The organism is Streptomyces sp. A0592 (assembly GCF_004795115.1).
In the GTDB taxonomy this organism is placed as follows: Bacteria; Actinomycetota; Actinomycetes; order Streptomycetales; family Streptomycetaceae; genus Streptomyces; species Streptomyces erythrochromogenes.
Genome location: NZ_SSBM01000041.1, coordinates 1 through 14247 on the forward strand (window position 1 = coordinate 1; position 14247 = coordinate 14247).

Genomic DNA, 14247 nt, shown 5'->3' on the forward strand with positions numbered 1-14247 from the left:
GCCGCCCCAGCACGGGCCGAGGCAGCAACGGCTGCACGAGTTCCCACTCAGCGTCCGACAGTTCATGGCGACGTATCACCCGACCATGATCCACAACGCAAGATCACTTTGACGACAGACCCTAGGGGAGGGTCAGGATCTCCGCCCCGGTGTCCGTCACCACCAGCGTGTGCTCGAACTGCGCGGTGCGCTTGCGGTCCTTCGTGACGACCGTCCAGCCGTCGTCCCACATGTCGTAGTCGTGGGTGCCCAGGGTCAGCATCGGCTCGATGGTGAAGGTCATCCCCGGCTCGATGACCGTGGTCGCGTGCGGGCTGTCGTAGTGCGGGATGATCAGGCCGGAGTGGAAGGACGAGTTGATGCCGTGGCCGGTGAAGTCCCGGACCACGCCGTAGCCGAAGCGCTTCGCGTACGACTCGATGACCCGGCCGATGACGTTGATCTGGCGGCCCGGCTTCACGGCCTTGATCGCCCGGTTCAGCGCCTCACGGGTGCGCTCCACCAGCAGCCGCGACTCCTCGTCCACGTCACCGCACAGGTAGGTGGCGTTGTTGTCGCCGTGCACCCCGCCGATGTACGCCGTCACATCGAGGTTCACGATGTCGCCGTCGCGCAGGACGGTGGAATCGGGGATCCCGTGACAGATGACCTCGTTGACCGAGGAGCACAGCGACTTCGGGTAGCCGCGGTAGCCGAGCGTCGAGGGGTAGGCGCCGTGGTCGCACATGTACGCGTGGGCGACCTTGTCGAGCTCGTCGGTGGTCACCCCCGGCGCGATCAGCTTGGCGGCCTCTTCCATCGCCTGGGCGGCGATCCGGCCGGCGATGCGCATGGCCTCGATGGTCTCGGCCGACTGCACCTCCGGTCCGGTGTACGGAGTGGGCGCGGGCTTGCCGACGTACTCGGGCCGGCGGATGTTTCCGGGAACGGAACGGGCGGGAGAGAGCTCGCCTGGAACGAGCAGCGACTGACCGGACATGCAAGCGAGTGTATCCAGCGGGGATGGGGCAGCATGGCGGGATAGAGCGGCACACAGCGGCTTGCGGAGGCATCGAGAGGAGCCTGGACGACGATGGCCCTGTTCAAGAAGCGCCAGGTGGGCAAACCGGGCGAGTGGTACTACTGCCTGGTCCACCAGAAGGTCGAGGAAGGCCCCGAGTGCCCGGCGAAGGACCGGTTCGGCCCCTACGGAACGCCCGAGGAGGCCACCCACGCCATGGAGACGGCACAGGAGCGCAACCTCGAGTGGCAGAACGACCCCAAGTGGAACGACAAGACCCGAGAGGAAGAAGAGGGCACGTCGGGCACGGGCGCGGCCGGCTGACGGGTCGGCCGACGGGACGCCGATGGGCCGGCCGGCGGGTCGGTGGCGGACTACCAGCGGCTGGGCGGCGGCGCGGTCAGCCGGTCGGCCAACCCCGCCAGCCGGTCCCGGAACCGGCGGCCGGACCCGCGCTGAGCCGGCGGGCCGTTCTCCCCGGCCGCCGCGCTGACCAGGTGCTGCACGGTGTCCAGATCCAGCTCCGCGCCGCCGTCCGGCACCGACAGCGCATCGTGCGCGAGCGCGCCCAGCTCCCGGTCCCCGCCGTCCAGGGACAGTACGGTCGCCCCCGCGCGCCGGGCGTCGTGCACGCGCTCCAGCAGCCCGGGGCCGGGCTCCCGGGGCGCCACCACCAGCACCGTGTGCCCGCGCCCGGCCGCCGCCAGCCGGCCCAGCCCCACCGACAGGTGCGGCGGCTCGCCGGGCCGCACGCGGTGGCGCACGAGCGTCGGCGCCAGCTCCGGCAGACCCGACCAGGCGGCCTCGTCCACGAGGTGCGCCGCCATGTGCCAGGGCTCGTACCCCTCGGTCCCCACCAGCAGCAGCTTCCCGCCGGCCGGAGCGACGGACCGGCGCAGCGAGCCGGCGAAGCGGCGCGCGTCGCCCGGCCACTGCGTACCGGCGAGCACCTCGCGCAGCAGGGCGACCCTGACGGCATCCATGCCCGCATCCTCCCGCATCGGGGCGACACGGGGAGGCGCTTCCCGACTCTTCGACTGTGGGCTACCCGGCAGTACCCTCGCCCCCATGACTTCCTCAGACAGCACGCAGAAGCCGCCGGCCAAGGACCCCTGGGACCTGCCGGACGTGTCCGGCCTCGTCGTCGGCGTCCTCGGCGGCACCGGCGACCAGGGCCGGGGCCTCGCCTACCGGCTCGCCCGCGCCGGCCAGAAGGTGATCATCGGCTCCCGTGCCGCCGACCGCGCGCGCACCGCCGCCGACGAACTGGGGCTCGGTGTGGAGGGCGCGGACAACGCCGAGTGCGCGCGCCGCAGCGACATCGTGATCATCGCGGTGCCGTGGGAGGGCCACGCCAAGACCCTCGAAGCGCTCCGCGAGGACCTCGCGGGCAAGCTCGTCGTCGACTGCGTCAACCCGCTCGGCTTCGACAAGCAGGGCGCCTACGCCCTCCAGGTCGAAGAGGGCAGCGCCGCCCAGCAGGCCGCCGCGCTGCTCCCGGACTCCCGCGTCACGGCCGCCTTCCACCACCTCTCGGCGGTCCTCCTCCAGGACGAGTCGATCGACGAGATCGACACCGACGTCATGGTCCTCGGCGAATCCCGCGCCGACACCGACATCGTCCAGGCCCTGGCCGCCCGCATCCCGGGCATGCGCGGCATCTTCGCGGGCCGCCTGCGCAACGCCCACCAGGTCGAGGCCCTCGTCGCGAACCTGATCTCCACCAACCGCCGCTACAAGGCCCACGCGGGCCTGCGCACGACGGACGTCTGACCCCCGCCCGGCGGTCCGGTCCCGGGACCGGACCGCCGGACGCGTGCCGTGCTCAGCCCCGCCGACCGGTACGGGCCTCGACGGCGCCCAGGTGGGCCACCACCCCGTGGTAGAAGCGGTCGACGGCGTCGTCGACGCTGCGGATGAAACCCGACTCGGTGTTGCCCCGGCTGTTGCCCATCCCCTTGATGAGCGTCAGGCGGAACCCCGCGATCGGGGCGCCGTCCCCGGGCAGCAGATCGCCCGGCTCGGGCCGCAGGCGTTCCAGGGTGCCGCGCGGCCCGTTCTCGCCCTCGACCAGACTCTGCACGTGCAGATCGGCCGGAGCCTCGGCGAGCATGCGGATCAGCCGCTTCGCCGCCGCCAGCGGATGCGCTCCCTCGAAGGCCGGGACGTCCACGGAGGTGCGCACCTTCATCGTGCGCAGATCGGCGACGACTCCGATCACCGAGCTCGTCCCGTCGATGCGCAGTTCGGCGGAGAGCCTGCCCTCGCCGCACAGCCTCTCGGCCGCCGCCACGCGCCTCGCCCGCGGATCGCTGCTGCGCCGGGCGCGCTGTACCGGCAGGGCCTTCTGCCCGAGTTCTCCCCCGAGGCGCAGGCACACCTGGCGGATGAGGCGCTCCCAGCTCTCCACCACGTCGACGGCGCGGGCGTCGCCGATGCCGATGGTCTCGTCGTCGATGCCGTTGCGCACCGGCACCCACGCGGGACCCATGTTCTGGAACCCGTGGCACCCGGAGTGCTCGTGCTGCAGGTACTCCAGGAGCTCCTGCAGGAGCCAGGCGTGGGCGGCGTTGCCGACCCCCTCGTGGCGGATCAGCATCTGTGCCTGGTGGGCGACCTCGGCCCACGACAGGTGCCACAGGCTGACCTTGTGCTTGCGCCTTCCGTCGATCTTGACGTCCACCATGGGGGCCCCTTCGAGGGCCACGTCGTTGGAGAGCGTGATCACCGCTTCGTAGCCGCGGCGCGCCGCGATGTCCATGTACTGCTGGACCTGCTCGGCCTTGAGCGCGTTGCCGTTCGTCTTCGTCTCCACCAGCGCGGTCCACAGCTTTCCGGCGCGCTCCACCCTGATGACGCCGTCGGGGCGCCTCGGGGTGTCTCCGTGGGGCAGTGGCACCTCGGTGAACGTCTGCATGCGACCGGCGGGGGCACCGAACGCCGCCGTGAGGCGGCGTCCGAGCTCCGGGACCTGAGCCATCACCGACAGCAGGACGGAGGTGGCCCGCACCTCGCGCTCCTTGTCGCTCTTGAGGGACGGGACCGGGAACAGCCGGGCAGTCCGCCAGGAGTCGTTCTCGGCGAGCGACTTCTTGGCCACCTTGGGGAGGGTGACCTTCTTCCTCGTCGTACGCGGGCTGCGGCCGCGCGACTGGGCCGGTACGGGGGACGCGCCGGGAGCAGGATCCCCCGCGGCGGGCGGGGCGGGGACGGTTGCGGCCTCCGCGGGAGCACCGGGCGCGGCGGGTTCCTCCGCACCGGCGGGCTCCTCCGCATCGGCGGGACCTGCCGTGGCGGCGGGACCTGCCGCAGCGGCGGGAGCTACCGAAGCGGCGGGTGACTCCGCAGCCTCGGGCTCGTCGGCCTCCCCGTCGACGTCGATGCCGAAGTCCGTGGCGAGCCCGGCCAGGCCGGTCTCGTATCCCTGGCCCACTGCACGGAACTTCCACTCCTCGCCCCGTCGGTAGAGCTCGCCGAAGATGAAGGCCGTCTCCACGCCCGCGCCCTCGATGGAGAAGCCGACGAGGGCTTCGCCGGACCCGTCCGCGACCGTCATCCGCAGGTCGTCGAGGTCCCCGAACCTGGCGCCGCCGTACTGGCTCGCCGCCACCACGATCCGTACGACGTCGTGCGGCACCGCGGTCAGGTCCACGCTGATGCGGTCCTCGTCGCCGTTGCCGGTCGGGGTCTTGCCGAGGAGCTGCACGCTCCCGTCGTCGGCCGCGGGGTGGTTGTAGAAGTAGAAGTCGTTCTCGCTGCGGACCTTGCCGTTCTCGTCCAGGAGCAGCACGGAGACATCGGCGTCACCGGCCCCGGAAGCGCTCGTCCAGCTCAGACTGACGACCACCGAGCCGGCGTCCTCGCTGAGCCCGGTCAGGCTGACGTTCGCGCCCTTTGAGATCTCCTGCATGCGGCGTCCCCCACCTGCCCGGCGGCAGCCGTCGCGGGCGGAGCGGCCGGGCTGTTCGTTCTGTCGCGCTCCGGATACGGCGCGTCACCGGCGAACGCTAACGCTGCGGGGGAGAGGAGGTCAGGCAAAGCCGGAAATGTACGGGAAGCGGCTGCGCGCGGCCCTTACGGCAGCACTGCGGGGCATGGGGGACACTGGAGGGGCTCTACCCCCTTCCGTGTCCCCGAGGAGCTCTTCCCATGCCCCGCCTTGCCGTCTTCGCCGTTGTCGTGTGCGTCCTTGCTGTGGCCGCGGCCGTCGTCGCCTTCGTGGAGGGCAGCTTCCTCGGGATCGTGTGGGTGCTCCTGGCGGGCCTCACGTCCAACATGGCCTGGTACTACATGCGCAAGGCCAAGGCCGAGAAGGCCGCGACCGCGCGCAACGCCTGAGCCGTCAGCTCCCGGCGGCCGCCCGGGCGGCCTTGAGCGCCGTGTCGAGCGCTTGATCGGCCGGGACCGGGATGTCGGGAACGACCCCGACGCCCTCCCAGTTGCCGCCCGTCACCGTGCTGATCGTCCGGGCGGCCGGCACCGCCACCAGGACGTGCTCGCCGATCGCGTGCCGGTCCGTGGGGTGCGCACCTCCCCGCGTGGTCTCACCGACGAGGACGGCACGGCCGTGCGCCTGGAGGGTGTGGGCGACGTCCTCGCCCCCGGAGAAGGTGAGCGCGCTGGTCAGCACGTACACGGGGCGGTCGAGGTAGCGGGGCGCGGGCAGGTGCGCCACCGTCCAGTACTGGCGGGTGGTCCCGGTGCGGCGCTCGTAGATGTCGTTCAGGTGGACCTGGTCGTCGGGGAAGAAGTAGCTGCACCACATCGCGGCCCCCTCCGGCGAGCCGCCCCGGCATGCGCGCAGGTCCAGGACGAGCGCGGAACCGCGGGCGGCCAGCTGCATGGCGGCGCCGATCACGGCGGCGCCCTCGTCGGCGGTCGATATCAGGCCGAGTTCGACGACGGTGACGCCGCCCTCCAGCCGCTCGACGCGCCGCACACCGTGGTTCTCGGCCTGCAGCAGGGCGAGGAACGCGGCCCGTCCGGCGTCCTGGTCCTCCGGTTCCATCGACTGCGGCTCCTCGACCCACAGCAGCCGCAGGTGCTTGTCCGGGCACACCTCCTGGATGTGCGCCGTGACCGTCTCGCACAGCTCCCGCTCGTCCAGGCCGTCGTACTCGCCGGCCGCGAGCCGGCGCCGGACCGCGGCGTCGATGTCCACGGCCTTCTCGGGGAACACGTACCCTGCGCCGATCCGCTCCAGGGCCCGCTCGATGATCTCTTCGTGTGTAGGCACGGCCGATCATGCTAGGTGGCGGGCGGGCCCACGGCGAAGGGTTTCCCGCCTGGAACCCGGTCCCCTCATCCTCTAGTCCTGCGGGATCTCGCAGACGCCGCTGCCCTCCTGCCAGAAGCGGTACAGGTCGCGGCCGCAGTACGTCTCCAGGTCCGACACGCCCAGCGCCGACAGCACGCCGTCCACCACACCGAAGAAGAAGACGTTGACCGACGGGATCCACAGCAGCGCGAAGACGGCGATCAGACCGAACGGCGCCAGCGGCTCCACCTCGCGCCGCACCCGGTGCGACAGCCACGGCTCGATGACCCCGTAGCCGTCGAGGCCGGGAACCGGCAGGAAGTTCAGGATCGCCGCCGTCACCTGGAGCATCGCGAGGAAGCCGAGCGCGTAGCGGAAGGCGAGCGGCACCCCGTCCAGGGCGTCCAGCCAGAACGGGGCCGTGCAGATGATCGCGAAGGCCACGTTCGTCAGAGGTCCCGCCGCCGAGATCAGGCTGTGCTTCCAGCGGCCCCGGATGCGGTCGCGCTCGATGAAGACCGCGCCGCCCGGCAGACCGATTCCGCCCAGGATCACGAAGACCACCGGCAGGACGATGCTGAGCAGCGCGTGAGTGTACTTGAGCGGGTTCAGCGTCAGGTAGCCCTTGGCGCCGACCGTGAGGTCGCCGCCGTGCAGGGCGGTACGGGCGTGCGCGTACTCGTGCAGGCAGAGGGAGACGATCCACGCCGACGTGACGAAGAGGAACACGGCGAGCCCGGTGCTCGTCGAGTACCCCGTCCACACCGCCCAGCCCGTGACGGCCATGACGGCGAAGATGCCGAGGAATACCGAACTGATCCGCCGCTCGTGGCGGGTGCCCTGATGACCCATGCGGGGAAACCTATCCCGGGCCGCGCGCGGAAAACGGTTCGGGGCCGGGCCGGGGTCCGGGGACAATGGGCCGGTGCGTTACGCGATTCTCGGCTCCGTCCAGGCCCTCCGCGACGACGGGACCCCCGTGGCCGTCGGCGGGGCGCGCCTGCGCGCGCTCCTGACGGCGCTCGCGCTGCGCCCGGGACGGGTGGTGCCGACCCGGCTGCTGGTCGACGAGGTGTGGGACGGCGCCCCGCCGGCCGAGGCCGTGGCCGCGCTGCAGGCCCTCGTGGCCCGGCTGCGGCGGGCGCTGGGGCACACGGCCGTGCTGTCCGCCGACGGCGGCTACCGGCTGGCCGCCGAGCGCGAGGACGTCGACCTGTACCGGTTCGAGCGGCTGGCCCGGGCCGGCGCCGGGGCCCGGGACCCGGCCGAGGCGGCCGCCCTGTACGAGGAGGCCCTCGCCCTGTGGCGCGGACCGGCCCTCGCGGACCTGCCCGACCCGGCCGCGGAAGCCGCCCGCTGGGACGCCGTACGGATGGAGGCGCGCCGGGGCCGGCTCGCGGCGGCCCTGGCCCTGGGCGAGGCCGAGCACTCCCTGCCGGAGCTGACCGCGCTGTGCGCGCAGCAGCCGCTGGACGAGCCGCTCCAGGCGCTGCGGATCCGGGCCCTGCGCGACGCGGGCCGGCCGGCGGAGGCCCTGTCCGCCTACGACGACGTCCGCCGGGACCTGGCCGACCGGCTCGGCACGGACCCCGGCCCGGCCCTGCGCGCCCTGCACGCCGAACTCCTGGCCCCGGCACCCTGGCCCGCGACCGCCGACCCGCGGTTCGCACCCCCCGCCAGCCCACCACCCCCGGCCCACAGCCCGACGGCGACCCACGGCCCGACCGCGGGCGACGCCCCGGCCTCCGGCCACGCGCACGGCCCGGGCTCGGCCCCGGGCCACGGCCCGGCGGCAGGCTACGGTCCGGCCTCGGCCCCCGGCCCGGTCTCGGGCCACGGCGACGGCCCCGCCCCGGGCCACGGCGACGGCCCCGCCCCGGGCCCCGGGCCGGCCTCCGGTCACGGCCCCGGCCCGGCCTCCGGCCCGGTCTCCGGTCACGGTCACGGTCCCGGCCCGGCCTCCGGCCCGGTCTCCGGTCACGGTCACGGTCCCGGCCCGGCCGCCGGTCACGGCTCGGCCTCGGGCCACGGCCCGGCGGCAGGTTACGGTCCGGCCTCCGGCCACGGCGACGGCTCGGCCTCCGGCCCGACCTCGGCCGATGGTCAGCCTTCACCCCACGGCCCGGCCCCGGCCCACGGCCCGGCCCCGGCCCACGGCCCGGCCGCGGCCGATGGTCAGCCTTCGCCCCACGGCCCGGGCTCGGCCTCGGGCCACGGCCCGGCGGCAACCCGTGGTCAGGCTTCGCCGCAGGGCGGCCCGGCCGCAGGCCACGGGTCGGGCCCGGTTCACGGGCCGGCCGTGGGCCGGGCGGCGGACGGCGGCAGCGGGTCCGCCTTCCGGGCGCCCGGCAGGGGCGGCGGCAATCTGCGGGCTCGGCTGACCACCTTCGTCGGCCGGGAGGACGACATCCGCGTCATCGGCGACGATCTCGCGCGGGCCCGGCTCGTCACGCTCCTCGGGCCCGGCGGCGCCGGCAAGACCCGGCTCTCGCAGGAGGCCGCCGAGGCGCACGAGCCGTACGGCGACTGGCCCGACGGCGTGTGGCTCGTCGAGCTGGCCCCCGTCGACGACCCGGAGGACGTCGCCGAAGCCACCCTCGCCGCCGTCGGCGCACGCGAGACCAAGCTGCGCGGCGCCGCCGCCGAGGAACTGCGGGCGCTGACCGACCGCAACGGCGACAACCCCCTCGACCGGCTCGCCGAGCACTGCGCCCACCGCAGCCTGCTGCTCGTGCTCGACAACTGCGAGCACGTCGTCGAAGCCGCCGCCGAGCTCGCCGAGCGCCTCCTCACCCACTGCCCCGGCGTCCAGATCCTGGCCACCAGCCGCGAACCCCTCGGCATCCCGGGGGAGACCGTCCGCCCCGTCGAACCGCTGCCCGACCCGATCGCGCTGCGGCTGCTCGGCGACCGCGGGGCGGCGGCCCGCGCCGGGTTCACCGTCGACGAGGACCCGGCCGCCGCCGCGGAGATCTGCCGCCGCCTCGACGGGCTGCCGCTCGCGATCGAGCTGGCCGCGGCGCGCCTGAGGCTGCTGACGCCGCGGCAGATCGCGGACCGGTTGGACGACCGTTTCCGGCTGCTGACCAGCGGCGCCCGTACGGTCCTGCCGCGCCAGCAGACGCTGCGGGCCGTCGTCGACTGGTCCTGGGACCTCCTCGACGAGGCCGAGCGCACCGTCCTGCGCCGGCTGTCCGTCTTCGCGGGCGGCTGCGACCTCGCCGCCGCCGAAGCCGTCTGCGGCGACGGCACCGGCACCGGCCCGGACGTCGCCGACACCCTCGGCTCCCTCGTCGACAAGTCCCTCGTCGTCGCCGCTCCCGCCCCCGACGGCTCCGGCATGCGCTACCGCCTCCTGGAGACGGTGGGCGAATACGCCGCCGAGCGCCTCACCGAAGCCGGCGGCGACCGCGAGGACACCGCCCGCCGCCATCTCGTCCACTACCGCGAGCTCGCCCGGACCAGCGACCCCCTGCTCCGCGGGCGCCGCCAGCGCGAGACGGCGCAGCGGCTGGCCACCGAGTACGAGAACATCCGTACCGCCCTGCGCCGGGCCGTCACCACCCGCGACGCGGACGAGGCGCTCTGCCTGATCCACTCCCTGGGCTGGTACTGGCACCTCCTCGACCAGCGGGCCGAGTCCCGGCACTGGGCGGAGGCGGTCGCGGCCCTCGGCCCCAACCCCTTCGTCGCGCCCGTCGTCCCTGCGGAGCCGGTGTACGGGCAGCTCGTGGACGCGCCGCCGCCCTACACCGGCGAGGTACTCGCCGAGGCCTGGCGCGCCCTGCACCTGGTCCGGCTGGCGTCCCGGGACCAGACCAACAAGGACTGGGACGACCCCGAGACCCGCGCCCTGGTCGACGGGGTGATCGCCACCTACCGGCCCGGGCTCCCGCAGACCTGCCGCACACCGGCCTCCCTGTGGGTCTACGCCGTCATGATCGCGGGCGACGCCGGGCTGCTCAAACGGGTCGTCGACGCGACCGTGGCCACCGCCCGCGCGCTCGGCCACCGCTGGGAGCTGGCCTCCGCCCTCCAGCTGCGCGCCAACATCCTCGCCAACCGCGCCGACTGGGCGGGCGACGCCTCCCGCGACGCCGACGAGAGCCTGGAGCTCTTCCGGGAACTCGGCGACGACTGGGGCTGCGCGGAGGCGCTCTCCGCCCGCGCCGAGTCCCGCGAGCGGCGCGGCGAGCACGCCCTGGCCGCCCGCGACTACCGCGAGGCGATCGCGTACGCCGAACGTCTCGGCGCGAAGGCGCAGGTGACGGTCTTGCGCGTGCGGATGGCCGGCACGCTCACCGAGAACGGCGAGATCGCGGAGGCCGAGCGGATCCTCACCGAGATCACCGCCACGGTGCAGCGGTTCGGCAACGAGGCGATGCCCGCCGCCCGGATGTTCCTCGCGGGCATCCTCGGTCGTACCGGGCGGATCGACGAGGCACGCGTGCAGATCCAGGTGCTGCGCGAGGAGTTCGCCTTCGGCGCGTACGCCATCTTCGACGTGTTCCTGCTCGCCACATCGGCCTGGCTGGACAACCAGGACGGCCGCTACGAGGAGGCCCTGCAGGGCATCCGCGACGCCACGGCCGCCTTCCGGCACCCGCTGGCGCAGATGGTCGCCCCGCACCTGCCCGCCACGTTCCTGCTGACGGCCGCCGTCTCCCTGGTGTCGCCGGGCGGCCCGCAGCGGGAGCACGACGGCGCCCGGCTGCTCGGTGCCTACCGCGGCCTGCTGCCGCCCGACCATTTCCCGGTGACCACGGAGCGCGAGGACTTCGCCTTCGCCGAGAAGCAGGCGCGGTCGGCGCTGGGCGACACCGCCTACGAGGCGGCGTACGCCGAGGGCGGCGGCCTCACCCTGGAGGAGGCCACCGCCCTCGTCTGACCCGGCCCCCGGCCGGTGCCCGTCCGGGACGCGATCCGGAATGGACCGGTCCGCGGGTCAGGTCTTCTGGCGGAACTTCCGGACCGCGAGCGGCATGGTGACCGCCGTGATGGCCAGCGACCAGGCCAGCGTCATCCACACCGAGTCGCCGACGGGAGTGCCGTTGATCAGGGCGCGGGCGGCGTCCGCCAGGTTCGACAGCGGGTTGTAGTCCGTGAAGGACTGCAGCCAGCCCGGCATCGTCGACGGCGGGGCGAAGATCGAGCTGCCGAACTGCAGCGGCATCAGGACCAGCATCGCCATGCCCTGGACGGCCTGGGCGGTCTTCATGGTGAGACCGAGCAGGATGAAGATCCACATCAGCGCGCTGCCGAAGACGGCCGACAGCCCGATGGCGAGGAGCAGGTCCAGCACCGAGGACTTGATCGACAGGCCGAGCATGAAGCCCACGCCCAGCAGGATCGCGATGGCCACCATCATCCTGCCGAGCTCGACGACGATCTTGGCGAGGAGGACGGACGACCGGGCGATCGGCATGGACCGGAACCGGTCCATCACGCCCTTCTTGAAGTCGTCGTTGACGCCGGTGCCCACCGCCATGGCGATGTTCATGCCCATCATGGCCATGAGGCCCGGGACCACGTAGTTCACGTAGTCCGCCTGGTTGCCCTTGCCGGAGATCGCGCCGCCGAAGACGAACACGAACAGCAGCGTGAAGATGATCGGCATGAACAGGACGTCGAACATCGACTCCGGGTCCTGCTTGATCTGCAGGGCGTTGCGGCGCACCAGGGCACCGATGTGCCGCAGGTTGGCCCGCAGGCCGATCCGTCCCTCACCGCGGGCGGCGGCCACCGGGGCCGGACCGGGCGCGGCGGGAGCGGGCTTCGTCGTGGTTACGGTGCTCATGCCGCGACCTCCTCGGTCTTCTCGGTGGGGACGGAGTCCTCGACGAGCGTGGGCTTCTGGCCGGTGATGGCCAGAAACACCTCGTCGAGGCTGGGCAGGTAGGTGCCGAGGTCGGCGATCGCGTACCCGCGGGCGGCCAGCAGGCCGACCACGGCGGTCAGCTGCTCGTCGCTCAGGATCGGCACGAGGAGCACGCCCTCGTCCGGCACGGCCTGGGAGCCGGCCACGCCGTCCAGCCCGGCCTCGGCCAGCGAGCGGGCCATGCCCGGCAGGTCCGAGGAGGAGACGGGACGGATCTTCAGGGTGCGGCCGCCGACGCGGGCCTTCAGCTCGTCGACCTTGCCGTTGGCGATGACCTTGCCGCGGTCGATGACCGTCAGCTGGCTCGCGAGCTGCTCGGCCTCCTCCATGTACTGGGTGGTGAGCAGCACGGTGGCGCCCTCGGCGACCAGGCGCTGGACCTCGTCCCACACCTCGTTGCGGGTGCGCGGGTCGAGACCGGTGGTCGGCTCGTCCAGGTAGATCACGGCCGGCCGGCCGATCAGCGAGGCGGCCAGGTCGAGCCGGCGGCGCATACCGCCGGAGTAGTTCATGGCGGCCTTCTTCGCCGCCTCCGTCAGGGAGAAGCGCTCCAGCATCTCGTCCGCGCGGCTGCGGGCGTCCTTGCGGGAGAGGTCGAGCAGCCGCCCGATCATGTAGAGGTTCTCCCAGCCGGAGAGCTTCTCGTCGACCGAGGCGTACTGGCCGGTCAGGCCGATGGTGCGGCGCAGCTGCCGCGGCTGGCGGACCACGTCGAAGCCGGCGACGGTCGCAGTCCCGGCGTCCGGGACGATCAGGGTGGAGAGGCAGCGCACCAGCGTGGTCTTGCCGGCGCCGTTGGGGCCGAGGACCCCGAGGACCGTGCCCTCACGGACATCCAGGTCGACACCGTCGAGGGCCTTGGTCTCGCCGTAGTGCTTGACCAGCCCCCGCACCTCCACGGCGTTGGGGTTCTTGTCGTTTCGCGTCATGCCCACCATGGGACCAGGTGCCACTGACAAAGCGCCGACAGGCGACCGACAAAGGTACGACAGACATACGACAGCCCGCCGACGCAACGGTCGGCGGGCTGTCGCAGTGGTTCACCTCACACCGGCGGGGCGCACCGGTGTCCGTGTCAGTGGAAGGCGTGCTCCGCCTGCGGGAACGTTCCGCCGACGACGTCCTCGGCGAAGGCCTTCGCCGCGTCCGTCATGGTCTCGCGGAGCTTCGCGTACTGCTTGACGAACTTCGGCATCTTCCCGCCGGTCAGGCCCATCATGTCGGTCCACACCAGGACCTGCGCGTCGCACTCCGCGCCCGCCCCGATGCCGACCGTCGGGATGTGCAGGGACCGGGTGACCTCGGCGGCCAGCTCGGCCGGAACGAGCTCCAGCACCACCGCGAACGCGCCCGCGTCCTGCGCGGCCTTCGCGTCGCGCAGCAGCTGGTGCGCGGCCTCGTCGCCGCGGCCCTGGACCCGGTAGCCCATGGCGTTGACCGACTGCGGGGTCAGACCCAGGTGCGACATGACCGGGATGCCCGACTGCACGATCAGCTCCGTCTGGGCCAGCGAACGCTCGCCGCCCTCCAGCTTCACGGCGCCCACTCCGGCCTCCTTGACCAGCCGGGTCGCGCTGCGCAGCGCCTGCACGGCGCCTTCCTGGTACGAGCCGAACGGCATGTCGCCGATGACCAGCGCACGGCTGGTGCCGCGTACGACGGCCGCCGAGAGCATGGTCATGTGGTCCATCGTCACCGGGACGGTGGAGTCGAAGCCGAGGTGGCAGTTGCCCATCGAGTCGCCGACGAGGATGACCGGGATGCCGGACTCGTCGAAGACGGACGCGGTCATCGCGTCGTAGGCGGTGAGCATGGGCCACTTCTCGCCGCGTTCCTTGGCGAGGGTCAGGTCGCGGACGGTGATGCGCCGGGTGCCGGTGCCTCCGTAGAGGGTGGGGGAGGCTGCGGGTTCGCGGGCAGGCGAAACGGCGTGCGTCATTGCAACTGCTCCTTGTGTCATCTCGAGGCACCCTTACGGTGTCCCCGGACTCACTCACCATGGTGGCATCCCCGGGGCCGTGGGCGGAAGTGGTGCGGGCGGCCCGCCGCACCGGGTACGCCAATGTGCGCGTTTCGTGACAAGCGGAACCCCCTGCGTACGGCGGTTCGTCC

The 14247-nt window shown here is 73.0% G+C and carries 12 protein-coding genes; 4 read left to right on the top strand and 8 right to left on the bottom strand.

Going from position 1 to position 14247, the window contains the following annotated elements:
• Positions 1-121 precede the first annotated feature (121 nt).
• On the bottom strand, positions 122-979 hold the full coding sequence (gene map, locus E6U81_RS33845; RefSeq protein ID WP_136233831.1) for a type I methionyl aminopeptidase: 858 nt from the start codon (positions 977-979) through the stop codon (positions 122-124).
• Between the two features lie 93 nt (positions 980-1072).
• Here map and E6U81_RS33850 point away from each other — a divergent pair, with 93 nt between their 5' ends.
• A complete protein-coding gene (locus tag E6U81_RS33850) occupies positions 1073-1324 on the top strand; it encodes a hypothetical protein (RefSeq protein WP_136233832.1) in 252 nt (83 codons plus the stop codon).
• Between the two features lie 50 nt (positions 1325-1374).
• On the opposite strand, the gene E6U81_RS33855 is transcribed toward E6U81_RS33850, so the two are convergent.
• On the bottom strand, positions 1375-1983 hold the full coding sequence (locus E6U81_RS33855) for a hypothetical protein (RefSeq protein ID WP_136233833.1): 609 nt from the start codon (positions 1981-1983) through the stop codon (positions 1375-1377).
• A gap of 85 nt (positions 1984-2068) precedes the next feature.
• On the opposite strand from E6U81_RS33855, the gene npdG reads away from it, so the two are divergent.
• Positions 2069-2773: an NADPH-dependent F420 reductase gene (gene npdG, locus E6U81_RS33860; RefSeq protein WP_031146191.1), complete on the top strand. Its 705-nt coding sequence runs from the start codon at positions 2069-2071 to the stop codon at positions 2771-2773.
• Positions 2774-2825: 52 nt separating this feature from the next.
• Here the strand turns inward: npdG and E6U81_RS33865 are convergent, their stop codons facing one another.
• A complete protein-coding gene (locus E6U81_RS33865) occupies positions 2826-4910 on the bottom strand; it encodes a TerD family protein (protein WP_206310091.1) in 2085 nt (694 codons plus the stop codon).
• A 239-nt stretch (positions 4911-5149) separates the two neighbouring features.
• On the opposite strand from E6U81_RS33865, the gene E6U81_RS33870 reads away from it, so the two are divergent.
• The gene (locus tag E6U81_RS33870) at positions 5150-5338 is read left to right on the top strand and encodes a hypothetical protein (protein WP_030849047.1); all 189 of its coding nucleotides are present in this window, start codon (positions 5150-5152) and stop codon (positions 5336-5338) included.
• Between the two features lie 4 nt (positions 5339-5342).
• On the opposite strand, the gene E6U81_RS33875 is transcribed toward E6U81_RS33870, so the two are convergent.
• Both E6U81_RS33875 and E6U81_RS33880 read right to left on the bottom strand, forming a co-directional pair.
• Positions 5343-6236 (bottom strand): S41 family peptidase, encoded by an 894-nt coding sequence (locus tag E6U81_RS33875; RefSeq protein WP_136233834.1) that lies wholly within the window; start codon positions 6234-6236, stop codon positions 5343-5345.
• A gap of 72 nt (positions 6237-6308) precedes the next feature.
• On the bottom strand, positions 6309-7109 hold the full coding sequence (locus E6U81_RS33880) for a site-2 protease family protein (protein WP_136233835.1): 801 nt from the start codon (positions 7107-7109) through the stop codon (positions 6309-6311).
• Between the two features lie 73 nt (positions 7110-7182).
• On the opposite strand from E6U81_RS33880, the gene E6U81_RS33885 reads away from it, so the two are divergent.
• On the top strand, positions 7183-11145 hold the full coding sequence (locus E6U81_RS33885; RefSeq protein ID WP_136233836.1) for a BTAD domain-containing putative transcriptional regulator: 3963 nt from the start codon (positions 7183-7185) through the stop codon (positions 11143-11145).
• Positions 11146-11202: 57 nt separating this feature from the next.
• Here the strand turns inward: E6U81_RS33885 and E6U81_RS33890 are convergent, their stop codons facing one another.
• The 3 genes from E6U81_RS33890 to panB form a co-directional block, all read right to left on the bottom strand.
• Complete coding sequence (locus E6U81_RS33890) at positions 11203-12054, bottom strand: ABC transporter permease (RefSeq protein WP_136233837.1); 852 nt, start codon at positions 12052-12054, stop codon at positions 11203-11205.
• Positions 12051-13064 carry an ATP-binding cassette domain-containing protein gene (locus E6U81_RS33895; protein WP_136233838.1) on the bottom strand — a complete coding sequence of 338 codons (1014 nt, stop codon included), beginning with the start codon at positions 13062-13064 and terminating at the stop codon, positions 12051-12053. Before E6U81_RS33895 ends, E6U81_RS33890 begins: the two co-directional genes overlap by 4 nt.
• A gap of 146 nt (positions 13065-13210) precedes the next feature.
• A complete protein-coding gene (panB, locus tag E6U81_RS33900; RefSeq protein ID WP_206310092.1) occupies positions 13211-14074 on the bottom strand; it encodes a 3-methyl-2-oxobutanoate hydroxymethyltransferase in 864 nt (287 codons plus the stop codon).
• Positions 14075-14247 lie beyond the last annotated feature (173 nt).

Bases quoted from the DNA above. Each gene is read 5' to 3' on its own strand.
- map (WP_136233831.1), bottom strand. From the start codon at position 979: ATGTCCGGTCAGTCGCTGCTCGTTCCAGGCGAGCTCTCTCCCGCCCGT.
- E6U81_RS33850 (WP_136233832.1), top strand. From the start codon at position 1,073: ATGGCCCTGTTCAAGAAGCGCCAGGTGGGCAAACCGGGCGAGTGGTAC.
- E6U81_RS33855 (WP_136233833.1), bottom strand. From the start codon at position 1,983: ATGGATGCCGTCAGGGTCGCCCTGCTGCGCGAGGTGCTCGCCGGTACG.
- npdG (WP_031146191.1), top strand. From the start codon at position 2,069: ATGACTTCCTCAGACAGCACGCAGAAGCCGCCGGCCAAGGACCCCTGG.
- E6U81_RS33865 (WP_206310091.1), bottom strand. From the start codon at position 4,910: ATGCAGGAGATCTCAAAGGGCGCGAACGTCAGCCTGACCGGGCTCAGC.
- E6U81_RS33870 (WP_030849047.1), top strand. From the start codon at position 5,150: ATGCCCCGCCTTGCCGTCTTCGCCGTTGTCGTGTGCGTCCTTGCTGTG.
- E6U81_RS33880 (WP_136233835.1), bottom strand. From the start codon at position 7,109: ATGGGTCATCAGGGCACCCGCCACGAGCGGCGGATCAGTTCGGTATTC.
- E6U81_RS33890 (WP_136233837.1), bottom strand. From the start codon at position 12,054: ATGAGCACCGTAACCACGACGAAGCCCGCTCCCGCCGCGCCCGGTCCG.
- E6U81_RS33895 (WP_136233838.1), bottom strand. From the start codon at position 13,064: ATGACGCGAAACGACAAGAACCCCAACGCCGTGGAGGTGCGGGGGCTG.
- panB (WP_206310092.1), bottom strand. From the start codon at position 14,074: ATGACGCACGCCGTTTCGCCTGCCCGCGAACCCGCAGCCTCCCCCACC.